Raw genomic sequence first — 15,473 nt, 5'->3', positions numbered from 1 at the left:
CTACAGAAGTACCAGTGTCAAGCTACCAACTACACGGCTCAATGCGTACTGCCTCATGGAAAGCGATTAGCAGGCGCCTTCAGGGCACACACTACACGTACTTGCCATTGGTTCTGATGGCCTGCCTGGGCATCCGCTGTTATGCCCAGGCCACCTTCCACCACCTTACCACCAGCGATGGGCTATCGCACAACGTGGTCATGGATTTGCTTCAGGACCGGAACGGTTTTTTGTGGCTCGGCACGGCCGACGGCCTGAACCGCTACGATGGTGAGCACTTTCAGGTATTCAGGCGGTCGGCGCGGGACCGGCATAGCCTGAGCAGCAACGAAATAAAATGCCTTTTTGAAGACCGGCAGCATGGGTTGTGGGTAGGCACCAATTCGGGGGGGCTTAACCGCATGGATTCAACAGGAGTGCGGTTTATGCGCTACCTCCGCACTACCTCCGGACAAGATATTGCCACGGCCACCATCACCGATCTGGCGCAGGATGGGCGCGGGCATGTATGGGCCGCCACTTACGGTACCGGGCTGCTGGAGATAGATCTGCAAACGGGCCAGGTTAGCCAGCTGACCGCCGAGAAAAACGGCTTGCCGTCGAATTATATCCAGCAAATCTGCCCTGACAAAGCCGGGAACCTATGGCTAGCCTATTTGAAAGGAGGCCTGATCCGAATGCGCCTGAGTGATCACCAGCTAACCCGCGTGACCCTGCCCGAACCGGCTCTGTCGGCACCAGTAGCTACGATGCTCATTGAATGCGACAGCCGGGGCCGCCTATGGGTGGGCACACAGGGGCGTGGCCTGTTTCGATGCGACAGCATTGGGCGGGGGTTTGGGTGTGTTTTCTTTCAAAAAGGCGTTGTTGAAGGCATAAACATTGCCCGTAGCCTGTATGAAGACAAACAGGGGCGGTTCTGGCTTGGTACCGATGACGGTATTGTGCTGGCTGAAGACTCAGATTTTCAGAAACTCAGGCATTTTAAACATGATCCTGCCCTGACGGGTAACCTAAGTACCCACGCTACCGTGTGCGTTCGGGGCGACCGCGAGGGCAACATCTGGATTGGTACCTGGGAGGGTGGCCTGAACGTGCTGTTTGCCCATGCCGACCCATTTGAACTATATACCCATCAGCCGGGGCAACTCAATAGTTTGCTCTCCTCTAAGGTAACCACGGTAGCTGCCGATTCGCTGAGTAACGTTTGGGTGGGTAGTATGCTGGGCCTCACCTACGTAGACCGAAAAACCAATACGTACCGGCACGTCTGGCAGCAGCCGGGGAACCCCCGTTCGCTGCCGGGCAACGATGTAACCTACGCGTACCTACTATCGGGCAGGGCGCTACTGGTGAGCAGCTGGAACAGAGGCACGGTGATTATAGACCCCCAAACCGGCCTTGTTCGGCAGCGGCTAGACGTTCTGGGCATAGGCCGGGTCAGCGTGGCGACACCCGCAGTGGGCGCACGTCAACAGGCTTGGCTTGCTATGCAGTCAGGTGAACTCTGGCTCATAGATCGCTTTACCGGGCAGTTAACGGCTGTTGAGCGGCCTGTAAAGTTGGCCTCAGTGTCCTATACCGACCTGCTCGAAACCTACGATGGCACGTTGTGGAGCGGCATTTTTGGGGATGGACTGACCGCCTGGAACCCTAAAAGTGGGGCATATCACCATTTTAAGGGCATCCAGCAACCCGGCAGCCTCTACGATAACCATGTCACCTGCCTGTTTGAAGACCGGCGCAAACAGCTCTGGGTGGGCACTATGAATGGACTGCACCGGTATGACGGTCCTACGGGGCAATTTACCCTGCTGGCCACCGACAATGGCCTGCCGAATGATGCCATCATGAGCATCAGCCAGGATAAGCAAGGGAACATCTGGGTAGCTACCAACGACGGGCTATGTCAGCTCGATGAGGGTGGGCACGTAGTACGTACCTATGGCCGGGGCGATGGCCTTGCCGGCAATGACTTCACGGAGCGGGCCGCCTCGCAGAGCACCGATGGGACCCTGTTTTGGGGGGGCAAGCATGGCCTGACAGTGTTCAGGCCGAACCAGGCTGAGGACGTTGAACCAAACGTACCTGTCTATCTGTCAGAGCTTAAACTCTTTAACCGGACAGTCCTGCCCGGCGATGCCGACTCGCCACTGACCAAGGCATTTAACGAAACGAAGGCCATTACGCTCCACTATAATCAGTCGGTCATCACGGTCGATTATGCCGCCGTGCTGTTCAGAACACATCGGCACGTTCGGTATGCATACCGGCTGGATGGCTTCGAGACCGACTGGAACTACGTGGGCACCAAACAGTCGGCCACGTATACCAACCAAAACCCGGGTACGTACCTGTTTCGGGTGAAGGCCTCGCTCACCGACGACTTTGGCAAGGCCACTGAAACCGTGCTGAGCATCACCATTTTGCCCCCCTGGTACCGCACCGGCTGGGCCTATTGCCTCTATGCTGCCCTGGTATCGGGGTTGCTGCTGCTGATGCGTCGACTTATCCAAATTCGCGAAGGCTTTAAAACAGAACTGCGGGCCGAGCACCTGGAAACCGAAAAAGCCCGCGAACTCGACCGCCTGCGGTCTGGCTTTTTTACCAATATCTCCCACGAGTTCCGCACACCACTCACCCTGATTCTCACCCCGCTGGAGCAATTCCTGGCCGACAGCACGCCCGACAGCCGCCGCCCGCAGCTGAAAACGATGCACCAAAATGCCAACCGGCTGCTGCGGCTCATCAACCAACTCCTCGACCTCTCGAAGCTGGAATCCGACTCGCTCCGGCCCGAAATCAGTCGGCAGGATGTGGCCGGGTTTGTGCGGCAGGTGGCCGAATCATTTACGGCGCAGGCCGAAAAGCAGCAGATTACACTCACCATCGAGACCATGCCCAACATGGCTTCGGCCTGGTTCGACCCGGATATCGTGGAGAAAGTGCTGTATAACCTGATTGCCAATGCGTTTAAATTCACGCCCGGTGGCGGCTCTATTCTGGTGCGGTGCCAAGTGCTCGACACCTCCGAATCGACGCCCGAATCGGCTGAACTGTGGCTGGAAGTGACCGATACGGGCGTAGGCATTTCGGCGGAACATACCGCTCATATCTTCGAGCGGTTTTACCAGGTAAACGGTCAAAGCAGGGCCAAAAAGGCCGGAACGGGCATTGGGCTGGCCCTCACCCGTGAACTGGTAGAACTGCACCGGGGGCAGATTCGGGTAGATAGCAGCCCCGGTGCGGGCACCACCATGCGGGTAATGCTACCCGTATCGGCCTCGGCGTTTCCACCCGCGTGGCTCTCTAACTACCCAGCCGATGTGGCCACTGTTTCGCCCGTTTTGGAAACCGCTCATCAGCCACAGGGCGATAGTGAGTCTGCGTTGCTCAACCCGGTTAATGACAGCAACTGGCCCCTGGTGCTGGTGGTAGAAGACCAGGACGAGCTGCGCGACTACGTTGCCAGTTGTTTTCGGCCGCGCTACCGGGTGCTTACGGCCATCAACGGCCACGACGCGTTGGCTCAGGCCCGGACCGAAATTCCCGACCTGATCGTGAGCGACTGGCTTATGCCCGATATGGACGGCCTGCACCTGTGCCAAACCCTGAAAGCCGATGAGCGCACCAGCCACGTTCCGCTGATTTTGCTCACGTCGCGGTCAAGCACGGAGAGTAAAGTGGAAGGCCTTGGCGCGGGTGCCGACGACTACGTGACCAAGCCCTTCAACGTAGACGTGCTGCTGAGCCGGGCCAGAAACCTGATCCAGGGCCGCCAGTTGCTGCGGGCTAAATACAGCCAGTTGTTGTTGCTGAAACCCACCGACATAGTGCTCGAATCGGCCGACGACGTGTTTCTTCGCAAGGTGCTGGCCATCATTGACACACACCTCGCTAACCCAGACCTGGACGTGCTCTGGCTGGAACGGGAACTGGCCCTGAGCAACACCCAGTTGTACCGAAAACTTAAGGCTCTGACGGGCAAAGGCGGCAACGACCTTATCCGCAACATCCGTCTGCAACGCGCTGCGCAACTGCTTCAGGCGGGCGGGCGGCAGGTGGCCGAAGTGGCCTATGCCGTAGGTTTCAATGATCCTAACTATTTCATCCGGGCTTTTCGAAAAGAGTTTGGCGTTTCGCCGGGCGAATGGGGCAAGAAGACGATAGGGGTGTAGGAGATGCTGGGTAGTAGTTTGTGACCTTCACCCTGGTCTGTGTCCCCACAAGCCAGGGTGCTGCCACCGTTAGCGGGGGCCGCGAGAACCTCTTTACTTCCAGTAGACCCGCGTTGCGTTCTCCAGGGAGAAATGCCCCGCCTGCGCTGATCGGATAGGTTTGCCGTGAATAGTAAGCCCCTTAAATCGCACGTTTTCGATTCGGTGTCGCGCGTCATAACCGCAGAGAATAGAGTACGGAAACTGCCCGTCAGTGACGGCAATGTTTCGAAACAGGATATCGCGGATCTGTCCCCGGCTGCGGGCGTGGGCTGCGACCTCACCGGCAGCTACGCGAAGCACCCCATCCCAGGCTCCGTGCAGGTATTGGCGGGCGCGTTCGGCTTCGGTGGTGGGCATATCAGTGCTGTATTGCGACCAGAAGACGGCCAGGTCGACCAGCTTGTGGGGGGCATCTTCTACCCGGATGTTATCGTAGGTGATGCGCTCGACCGTGGCCTGATCACCGTTATGGATGCTCAGCGCCGCCCCCCGGTCTACGTGGATCAGGTCGCAGTTGCGGAAGGTGATGGTGTTAATGGTCTGGCAGCGGAGTTCAAACCCAATTTCGAGGGCGTTACCCCAGGGCATGTTCCAGATTACGCACCGCTCCACCAAAATGTCGGTCACGTCGCGGCCCAGCCCCGGTTGACTATAGAACGTGCTGGGGTTGACGCTAAAGCTTTTGATCACGATGTTGTCGTCGTTATTCCGCAGAAAACAATCCCGAATCTGCACATGCGACGTACCCACAAGGTCAATGCCGTCGGAGCCGTTTCGCCAGCATACTTCTTTCAGGTCGTGGATGGTGACGTGGTCACAGTCGAGCAGAACGAGCGTCCAGCCGGGGCTGTCTGTAATCGTAATGCCTTCAATGTCAATTTGTTGGCAGCGCCACAGCCGTACCAGCCGCCCGCCTTTTAACTGGCTGGCATCCAGGATGCCCCGACCCCGGATACGAATGTTCTTGGCGTCGGTTGCCTGGATGTTGCCGCGCACAATGGCCCCGCCGGCAATGTAGATGGTCTCGTTGCTGTTAAGCGTCAACGTGCCCACGTCGTAGATTTTCCCCGGTGCAAAATACCGCACTCCGGGGTCGGTAGGCTTGGGTACGTCCTGTTCAGGTGGAGCGGCAAACACGTATAGCGCCCGCGTGTGTTCGCCGTTGCGCTCAATAGACAGTTGCCCCGGTTTGGTAAGCCGAAACGTTAGTTTGGTGGGCGTCACCGACACCGGAATGGCCAGGCTTTTCGGGCGGATATCGACCCACCGCAGATCATGCGTCGACGTAATTTCGATCAGCACACTACCGGCAAAACTAAACGTGGTCATGGCCGACACGGCGTTGTCATACACAAAGACGGGCTTGCCGTTTACCGTTACGCTGAAATCCGTCGCCTGCCGGGCCGAATCCGGTGCCGGGTAAGTAATAAGCTGATTGGCAAGGAGTTGTGAAGTAGTGAGGAGAAAAAAGGAGAGGAGGGGTATGTTCATAATGGTGTTGATTTGGTAATAGATTGCCACACGTGCAGGGGGCCATCGTTGCTGGCGGTTAGCCACCAGGTGGTTCCGTTGGGGCGGCGCAGGGGGGCCAGCGATTTTACGTCGCCGTCCATGTTCAGGCCGCTGTGCATGACCGGGCGAAAAGCTCTTTGCGTTACTCCTTTTTTGGTGCCAGCCAACAACAGGCCTTTGCCCGCATCTTGCTGACCGCCAATGGTTTCGGTGCCGTAGAAGTTGCCCGCCACAAGTAGGTCGAGAATACCGTCGCCGGTGAAATCATGCGCGGCCAGGCCATTGATGGGGGCCATTTGCGCCTCGATGGGTAGCGGCCGAACCACAAACCGGAAATGGCCCTGGTTTTCGATGTAACAACTGGCCAGCTGGCGGGCGTCGCGCTGGTAGGCATGGGTACGTTCTTCGTCCGAAAATAGGTCTTCAAACAGGTGGCTTGCGTAGTCATGGTAGGTGGGAAATCGTTTTTTGATAGCGGGAATCTGGGCCATCAGCACGTCGCGCTGGGGCACGGGCACGTGTTGGTGTTGAAGGTAATGGGTTAGGATAGGGTCGAGCCGCCCATTCTGGTCGAAATCATCAGCGAAGACGCGCACGGGTTCGGTAGCCGATGCCCGGAATTTGCTGTTCAAACCCAGGTTGCCCGCCACATAATCCTGATCACCGTCGCCGTCCATATCAGCCCCCAACAGCGAACACCACCAGCCCGTTTCGTTCGATAAGCCGTTGACTGTCCGCCGGTTGAGTCGCCCTTTTGTGTTGCGAAACAGGGTCGGAGCCATCCATTCACCTACCAGCATCAGGTCGGGGTGGTGGTCGTTGTCGGCGTCGGTCCAGAGCGCGGCGGTGACCATGCCGATGTGGCGCAGTCCAGGGGCCAGCCCGTCGGTGACGTCGGCGAAAGTTGCGCGGCCACTCTTGCTGTCGTTTCGGAGTAGGTAGCTCGGTGCGGGTTTGGGGTATTGGCCCGGCACCACGCGCCCGCCCCTGAACAGGTCGAGGTCGCCATCGCCGTCCATATCAGCCACTGTTACTGTGGCCCCGCTCGACTGGATGTTGGGCAAGGCCTGCAGCGCGGGCTGGAAATTGCCCCGCCCATCGTTCAGGTAGAGCCGGTCCTGATACGTATCCGATAGTCCCTCCACGCGGCTCCCCCCACTCACCACATACAGATCCTGGTCGCCGTCGCCGTCGGCATCGAAAAACACGGCTCCCATGGCTTCATAGGATTCACTACCGGGCAGGATTTTCTGGCTAAATTTTCCATTAGTTCTCTGTTTATCAGTTAGTTGCTGTACGTATACATTGGCTGGGTGGCCAAAATCGGCACCCATGAAAAAGTCGTCAAGCTGATCGCCATTGACGTCGCCCACGGCCAGGTAGGGGCCATTGCGCGAGAACTGATGGGGTAGCAGCGGCGTACGGTTGAAGTCGACCACGGGGGTTTCCTGGTGCGTTAGGGACAGTCCGCTTTCGGCGTCCGAAAGTTGGGTAAACAGCGGGGTTGTGGTTGGTAGCGGGGCCGACCAGTCGCCAGCGGGGTTGTACGGAACGGTCAGCATCCGGTTGGCCTTGCCCGGACCGAGTACCTGCTTTTTGCCGTTCGGATACCGGATCACTAGCGAATCGTAGCGAGCACAACTGCCCATTCCGAAATGCAGCCTGTTCTCTACCGTCGACACGAACCCCCGCACGGGGGCCAGTTCGAGCATTTGTTGCTGCCCCTGGGCATACAGCCACACTTTGGTGCCAATGGTGATGGGCAGGCCCTGCGCGGGGTTTATAGTGAGCCGGAGCCAGTGGGGTGCGGGCTGGGTGGCCGTAGGGGTACGTTGGTTGAGGCGGTTTTCCAGCACCATTGCTTCAGCGTCGATGTTGTTGGTTATCAGGTCCAGGTCGCCGTCGTTGTCGAGGTCGGCGTAGGCGGCCCCGTTGGCAAAACCCGTTTGGTCGAGACCCCAGACCACCGACACGTCCTCAAACGTCAGCGCTGTTGCTGGATCAGCCCCCCGGTTGCGGTAGGCGTACTTCGGAATGGCTACGTCGGGCAGGCGTCGCAGCTCGTTCAGGGCCTGCCGGGTCTGCGCTTCGAGGGTGCCAAAGGAGGCCTGTTCGCGATTGAAGACAATAAAATCGAGGTTGGTGACGTCGCGGCGGTAGCCGTTGGTGATATAAAGGTCTTTCCAGCCGTCGTTGTCGAAATCGGCCAGCAGTGGTGCCCAGCTCCAGTCTGTTTTCTCGATGCCCGCCAGCTGCCCGATTTCCGAAAACGTGGCCACGCCCCCGGCTGCCGTGCCGCGATTGAGTTGCAGGGTATTTCGCATGAATTGCGGCTGATAATCCAACTCTTTTTCCAGTTGAAACCGGTTGAAATTCGACCCGGGCAGCATCATTTTCTGCCGGTAATTATTGGCGGGTAGCATGTCGAGCACCACAATATCGGGCAGGGCGTCGTTGTTGATATCGGCAATATCTACGCCCATGGCGTTGTGCGTCTGATGCTTCAGCATGGCCCCCGCCTGATTATGAAAAATGGGAATAACAGTCTGATTGTCAGCATGATTGCCGTTATTCATCCATACCAAATCATTGGAAATGAAGTCGTTGGCGCAGTACAGATCGGGCCAGCCGTTGCTGTCCAGATCGCTGAGGCACACCCCCAGCCCATAGCCCTCGGCCAGGATACCCGCCGCCCGCGAAACGTTTATGAAATGACCTCCTCTATTCTCATACAACCGATCCGTATCGGGGGCTTCGCCGTTGAGGCGTTTGGGGCGTACGGTGGCGTGGCTACTGGGTTCGAGGGCGTTGGTGAGCAGGTAGCAGTCGAGGTCACCGTCGCGGTCATAATCGAAGAAGACGGCTTGTGTGCTGTAGCCTGTATCATTCAGGCCATACGCTTCGGCTTGTTCCGTAAACGTGGGTATACCGCCGCCCGTTTTGAGGCCATTGTTGATAAAGAGTTTGTTGGCGCGGTGGGGTGTTTTTGGGGTCTTGCCCGCCACGCAAACGTAGATATCGGGCCAGCCATCCTGATTCACGTCGGCCACGGAAACACCCGTACACCAACTGTCGGTGCTGGTTTTCGAGGGAGCAGTAATGTCAGAAAAGCGCAGCACCCCGCCGGGCTTTGTCTGGTTCAGATACAGTCGGCTCGTCACCTGATTACCAGCAAAATACAGGTCGGCGAGGCCGTCGCGATTGAAGTCGCCCACCCCCACACCCGCCCCGTTATACATGTACTCGAAGGTAAGCGCGTTGAGCGAATCGGTTTCGGTGAGCACGTTGGCAAACGTGATGCCCGTCTGTGCGGAGGGTACCCGCGCAAAGAGCGTGTCGCTATGGCCCCGGCTAGCCAGCCAGCCCGTCAGACCAATCAGCGCCGCGCCCAAACTCATAAACAGGTACGTTTTCATGGCAAGGGGGAAGGGGTAGTTTGTGGTTAGTCGTTTGTGGGTTGGTCGTTGTCGCTTGGCTGGGCGCCCCCGGCTCCAGCCGAGTGACAACGACCAACCCACAAACGACTAACCACAAACCCTTCAAACCCCCGTTAGCAGGAGGCCCGAAACTGGAGTTGCAGGGGGAGGGAGTGGGGAGTGGTACAGGCACTGGGCTGGCCACTCAGAATTTGCGCCACCAGCCGCCCCATGGCGGCCGACGGGTGCGCAATGACCGATACGCCGCCTGCCAGCAGGCGGGTATATTCGTTTTCCACAAAGCTCACGATGCCCAGGTCCTGCCCCAACTGTAGCCCACTGCGCTGACTATAGTCGACCAGGGCGATCAGGTGGCGGCTGTCGGCCACGAAGTAGGCCTCGTGGCTCTGCATGTCGGCTTCCAAAAGTTCGTCAATCAGCTGAAAATCAAATTGATACGTTATACAAAACCGCTGAAATGCCCGGATCGATTCGGCGTCGAAGCAGTCGTGTTCGGGCAGTATCAGGTTCAGGCGGCTGTATTTACGCAGGGTGCTCAGCTTGCTTTGCAGGGCTTCGTAGAGGGCTGTTTCACCACCAAACCGCAACTGGTGGCCGTGCTGTAGGACATCCTGCCACTGGTTGCCAATCAGGATCAGTTGCTGACCGGGTACATTCCGCAGGCATTGCAGGGTGGCAGGGTCCTGCCCAACGAGGTGGGGCATCAGTACAAAGTAATGGTAGTCGCCCAGGTGCTTGCCCAGCAGCTGGCAGAGGAGTTGCCGCTGGTAGTTGTAGCTGCAAATGTCCAGGATCACGTCGCGGTTGAGGTTGGTGGTAATGGCGTCGTGGAGTTGCTTCACGCTGTCGGTAAGCTGACCGGCCACCATCAGCACCCGCAGGGCGTGGCGTTTGGATTGCCCGGCAATGAAAAATCCTTTGCGGTTGATGGAGGTAATAAAACCCTGTTGGTAGAGCGTTTCATAGGCCCGCTTCACCGAATCTTTCGACAGGTACCAGGCGGCGCAGGCTTCGTTTATGGAGGGCAGCTGATCGCCCAGGGAGAGGACACCTTTCTCAATATCACGAACAATGGCATTGACCACCTGCAAATACTTGGGCGACCGATTCTGGTCGAGTAGCGTAGCGTCTGATTTCATAGCGATTTGAGCTTTGTGATTGATGCGGTCAGCCCGACAGGGCCAGCCATAAGCCAAACAGCAACAGGGCAAAGAGTAGCAGCAACGCCAGCACTTCCATCCACCGTAGCCAGGCTTGTCCTTTACCATTCATTGTGTTTTAATTTTTCCTGGTAAAGTGATACAAATGTCAATCTCAGTGCTGAAACAGGCGCTGGACGGATTCAGCAAAAACCAGTACAAATCCGTCTACTGGCTGCCCCAAAAGACCAAATGACCAGAAATCTGGTCATTTGGTACATAATCTAACCCATAATGTGTAGTTTCTTAATACCCGGCGTTTTGCACCAAGGCTGGGTTCAGATCGCGTTCGCTTTGCGGAATGGGTTTTAGCAGATTCTTGGGCGACCAGTTCGTGTTGGCCAGTGCCCGCCCAAAATCCACGTCTTTCTTGATGTCGATTTTGCCCGCCCGGTGCCAGCGCACGAGGTCGTTGTAGCGATGGCTCTCCAGGGCCAGTTCCACCCGGCGTTCATGGCGCAACGCCGTAAACAACTCGGCTTCGGTGCCCACTTTCACGTCGGGCAGGATTTTAGCCGTGGCGTCGGCCCGCCTGCGTACCTGATTAATAAGGGCGGCGGCTCCGGCAAAATCTTTGGCAGGACCCAGAATTTTGCACTCGGCCAGCATCAGCAACACGTCGGCGTACCGAATTACACGCTCGTTGTTCACGCTCAGATTCGAACGGAAATCAATGTTGTTGTCGCCCAGCACGTACTTGGCGGGCGATGAACCCGTTGCCGAGTACGCCCCTTTGAATACCCATTTCTGAGAGCCGTCGATATTGTCGCCGGTGTTAAAGGCATCGCCATCAATGAAGATAGTAGCCGCCCGGCGGGGGTCACCCTTCTCGAATTCGCGTTGCATGGAGGTTGTAATCTGAACCTGCCCGTAGCCTTTGCCATTGGCTCCGGGCGCGCAATCATCCGGGTTCAAGCCGCATGCTGCCCGGAAGTAAATAAGCCTACCCGTACCAGCCGCCCAATCGCCGCCACCCGACACGAAGTCGGCATCGGGAGCTACCCAGGGGTTGAAGCCGCCGATGCCCATCTGAATTTCAAAAATGGACTCGGCGTTGTTTTCCGACCTCACCACGAAGTTGTCCTGGTAAGCCTTCATGAGCGTGTAGCGGCCCACCAACCCCTGAAACTCAGCAGCGGCCTGGGTATAGAATTCAGGTTTGTTTTCCCACTGTGCGCGAAACAGCAGGGCCTTGCCCAGCAACGCCTGCGCGGCACCGCTCGTGGCCCGGCCCAGGTTGGCATCGTCGCGTTTGGCGGGCAGGTTGGACTTCGCTACGCGCAAATCGGCAATGACAGCATCCCACAACTGGCCCGGCGTGGAGCTGGCGGCGCGGGTTTCTTCCAGGGCGCGGGGTGTTTTGTCGATTAGCGGGGCCGGGCCGAAATGAATAGCCAGGAAAAAATTGTAGTAGGCACGCAAAAACCGTGCTTCGCCCTCATACGATTTCTTCAGCGAATCGGACATGGACTTGGCCTGTGGCAGCTTTTCCAAAATGATATTCGACCGCTGAACGCCTTTGTACGTTGTTTGCCACAACGCCCGCCATTGCCCGTCGGTGGATGTCCAGTTGAAAAATTCCAGCGGATTGGTCGAGTTGTTAGGGGCCGTGGTGTCGTCGTCGGGGAGGAGTACGCCCTGAAACCAGCCACCTCCGTCAAATTGCTCATAGGTGTAGTTGAGCAGGGCTGAATAAGCCAGTAGCACGGCCCCTTTGAAGTCGTTTTCCGATTGGTAAAACGTTTGCTCATCGAGCGTACCCAGCGGAGAGAGGTTTAGTTTCTGTTCGCACTGCGTGAACAGGCTCCCAAACAACAACAGGGTGAGTGACAGCGATATAAGTCGTTTTTTCATGATTTTTTTCAGGTGATTATGTCCTTAGAAGGTCAGGTTAGCGCCAAGCTGTACCGTAACGGGCTGCGGAATATTGCCAGGATCGGTGCCGGCAAACAGTTGGGAAGCCGGATTTCCGAAGCTAACCACTTCAGGGTCAAGCCCTTGGTATTTGGTGATACGAAACAAGTTGGTCGCGGCCATATACACGCGTGCGCCCTGAAACACTTTTATCTTGTCGAGCAATACGCGGGGCAGGCTGTAGCCAAGCTGCACGTTTTTGAACCGCAGGAAACTGGCGTCTTCTACCCAGCGGTCTGAAAACCGCCCGTTGTTATTCTGGTCGTTGGCTGTGGCGCGGGGCATCTCGCTGCTCGTGCCTTCGCCCCGCCAGCGGTTGGCCGTTGAGGCCAGCTGATTACGGCCAACACCGCCCAGGTTTTCGCCCCCCTGCCGAAACTGATTATAGACGCTGGCACCCGCTACGCCCTGAAACAGCAAGCTCAGATCGAACCCTTTCCAGCCCGCGTTAACCCCAAAGCCATAAAAGAAATCGGGGATCGTTTTACCCAGAAACGTGCGGTCTTCCACATCGATTTTGCCATCGGGAGCACCGCTGAACAACTCCCCATCTTTGCCGGGGCCGTTGTTGTCCTCAAAAATCACGTCGCCCGGCACGGGTTTTTTATCGTTGGCCCGTTTGTCGGGAATGGCTTTGTCGGTAGCGGCGCTATTCTGGTAAATCCCGAGCGTTCTGTAGCCATAGAAATAGCCGATGGGAAAGCCCACTGCCGTGCGGTAATCGCTGTTGATAAACTCCTGCACGCCCGGCGCCAGGGCTACCAGCCGGTTTCTAATGGTGGTGATGTTGCCAAAGAGTTCAATGGTGGCGCCCTTGCCGAGGGTGGTCCGGTAGCTGGTTTCCAGTTCGATACCCCGGTTATTCACCTGCCCCAGGTTTACCGGAATATTCTCGAAGCCCGACGTAAGATTCACCGGCAGACTGTACAAAAAGTCTTTGGTATCCCGGTTATAATAGGTGGCCAGCACGTTCAGCTTGCCAAAAAACGTCACGTCGAAGCCCGCGTCGATGCTTTCGTTTACCTCCCAGCGCAGCGCACGGTTGATCAGGGCGGGCACCCCGGACCCTTTCAGCGTGGTTTGGGCCGCCCCGATGGTGTACCACGGATATTGCGACACGCGGGCCACGTAGGGGAAATCGAGGCCGATGCGGTCGTTGCCCAACTGCCCCCAGCTACCGCGCAGTTTCAGGTCGGTGATGAAAGGCAGCTTGTTCTTGAAAAAGTCTTCGTTCGAGATGCGCCAGGCGGCCGATATGGCCGGAAACAGACGGGCGCGGTTTTCAGGCGCGAAGTTCGACGACATGTCGTAGCGGGCCGTAGCCGTAACGAGGTATTTGTCTTTATAATCGTAGCTGACCCGCCCGAAGTAGGCGAAATAAGCCCGTTGATACAGCCCCGAACCCGCATTGTTGAACACAAACCCACCCTTACCATCGGAATTGCCCTGCTGGTTGCGGATGCTCTGGTAAAAATTGGGATCGGTGCTGCTGTAATTGGCCCCGCTATAGCTCAGGTTGTTACCCTGAATTTGCTGGTATTCCATCCCGGCCACAGCATTGATGGTATGGCTCCCAAACACGCCGTCATAATTCAGCGTGTTGGTAAACACTTGTTGCACACCTTCGCCCCGCGAATCGTTGTAGCCGTTGGTATTGCGCTCCTGACCAAGTTCGGCGAGGGTGTAGCCGGGTTGCCAGCTCGTATTGCGCGAGGTGCCAAAATCCAACGCCGCCACCGACCGGAGCTTTAGCCCTTTGATGAGTTCGAGTTCGCCGTAGAGATTGCCCAGTAACCGCAACGAGCGGTCGGTGCTGGTTACTACCTGATTGATGCCTGGCGTGTTGAGAATGATCAAGCCCGCCACGCTCGCATTGCCCGAATAGCCGTAGCGATTGCCGGGTATGGAATTGTTCTCGTCGCGATAGCTAAAAAACGGGGGCATCGTGGCCGAGGCCGAATACAAAAAACCGTCACCACCCGCGTTGCTGCCGCGTTCGGTTTGAGCATAGGCAATAGTCAGGGCTTGCCCTATTTTCAGGCGTTTACCCACCCGGTGATCGCTGTTGATACGGAACGAATAGCGGGTCAAATCCCACTTTTTTACCATCGACTTCTGCTGAAACAACCCCGCCGACACAAAGTAGTTGGAGTTTTCATTGCCCCCCGACAGCGAGAGGTTGTAGTTGGTGATGGGGGCGTTACGTTGTACTACAGCATCGCGCCAAACCTCGCGGTTGTCGATGCCGAGCAGTTTGCCACCGGGCCGCAAATCAGTAGGTAACTGTAGAAAATCTGACGTGCCGGGTTTGGCTCCGCTTTGGTTGTTGGCATTGTCGAAACTCTCCTGCGCCAGGGCCACGTACTGGGCGGTGCTGTTCATCTCGTAAAATTTCGGGAAGTTCTGCACGCCCGAATACACATCGAAGTTCACGCGGGGTTTGCCCGATTTGCCGCGCTTGGTGGTAATCAGAATGACCCCGTTGGAAGCCCGCAAACCATAAATAGAGGCCGACGACGCATCTTTCAGTACTGAAATATTTTCAATGTCGGCCGGGTTAATCTGGTTGCCGGTACCATCGCCAATGGGCACGCCATCCACCACAAACAGGGGCTGGTTATTGCCCACCGTGCTCACACCCCGGATTCGGATGGCCACCGGACCGCCGGGCGTACCGTCTACGTTGGTGATCTGCACCCCGGAAACGCGCCCCTGGATGGCGGCTTCGGGCGAGGCCACGGGCAGGCGCGTGATGTCTTTGGCCTGCACCGTACCGATGGATTCGGTCAGTTTGCGGCTGTTTTTTTGGCCATAGCCTACCACCACCACTTCGTTCAACGAGCGGGTATCGGCCTGAAGGGTTATGTTGAGTACGCTGCTGTTGCCGATAGCGGTTTCCTGGGCGGTATAGCCCACCGATGAGAAGACAAGCGTGGTGGCCCCATTAGGCAGGTTCAGTTGAAAATTGCCCTCAGTATTGGTGGTGGTACCAACCGCACTCCCTTTTATCAACACGTTCACACCGGGCAGTCCTTTGTTATCGCCGGCATCGGTAACGCGGCCCGTCAGGATTCGATTTTGTGCGTGTACAGTGCCTGCCAGGCCCAAAAAAGCAGATAGGATAACCGGCATGAGGCGTGATAAGTAGCGAATCAGAGTCATAGAGCGTACTGGTTTATGGTATTTTACCC

At 57.1% G+C, this 15,473-nt stretch carries 6 protein-coding genes; 1 reads left to right on the top strand and 5 read right to left on the bottom strand.

All coding sequences use genetic code 11. The features are described from left to right. The first annotated feature begins 41 nt into the window (after window positions 1-41). Window positions 42-4,178 (top strand): hybrid sensor histidine kinase/response regulator transcription factor, encoded by a 4,137-nt coding sequence (locus J2I48_RS22895; protein WP_207337839.1) that lies wholly within the window; start codon window positions 42-44, stop codon window positions 4,176-4,178. 93 nt (window positions 4,179-4,271) lie between these two features. On the opposite strand, the gene J2I48_RS22890 is transcribed toward J2I48_RS22895, so the two are convergent. The 5 genes from J2I48_RS22890 to J2I48_RS22870 all read right to left on the bottom strand — a co-directional run bounded on the left by J2I48_RS22890 (window position 4,272) and on the right by J2I48_RS22870 (window position 15,444). Further along, window positions 4,272-5,711: a glycosyl hydrolase family 28 protein gene (locus J2I48_RS22890; RefSeq protein ID WP_207337838.1), complete on the bottom strand. Its 1,440-nt coding sequence runs from the start codon at window positions 5,709-5,711 to the stop codon at window positions 4,272-4,274. Then, window positions 5,708-9,148: a VCBS repeat-containing protein gene (locus J2I48_RS22885; protein WP_207337837.1), complete on the bottom strand. Its 3,441-nt coding sequence runs from the start codon at window positions 9,146-9,148 to the stop codon at window positions 5,708-5,710. Before J2I48_RS22885 ends, J2I48_RS22890 begins: the two co-directional genes overlap by 4 nt. 134 nt (window positions 9,149-9,282) lie before the next feature. Continuing rightward, window positions 9,283-10,308, bottom strand: a complete 1,026-nt coding sequence (locus tag J2I48_RS22880) for a GntR family transcriptional regulator (protein WP_207337836.1) — start codon at window positions 10,306-10,308, stop codon at window positions 9,283-9,285. Window positions 10,309-10,614: 306 nt separating this feature from the next. Further along, window positions 10,615-12,222 carry a RagB/SusD family nutrient uptake outer membrane protein gene (locus J2I48_RS22875; RefSeq protein WP_207337835.1) on the bottom strand — a complete coding sequence of 536 codons (1,608 nt, stop codon included), beginning with the start codon at window positions 12,220-12,222 and terminating at the stop codon, window positions 10,615-10,617. A 24-nt stretch (window positions 12,223-12,246) separates the two neighbouring features. Further along, entirely contained in the window at window positions 12,247-15,444 is a 3,198-nt protein-coding gene (locus tag J2I48_RS22870; protein ID WP_207337834.1) for a SusC/RagA family TonB-linked outer membrane protein, read from the bottom strand. Window positions 15,445-15,473: the final 29 nt, after the last annotated feature.

Source organism: Fibrella aquatilis, from assembly GCF_017353255.1.
Lineage (GTDB): Bacteria > Bacteroidota > Bacteroidia > Cytophagales > Spirosomataceae > Fibrella > Fibrella aquatilis.
Note: the sequence above shows the minus strand (reverse complement) of the source record. Positions and strands in the feature narration are given on the sequence as shown.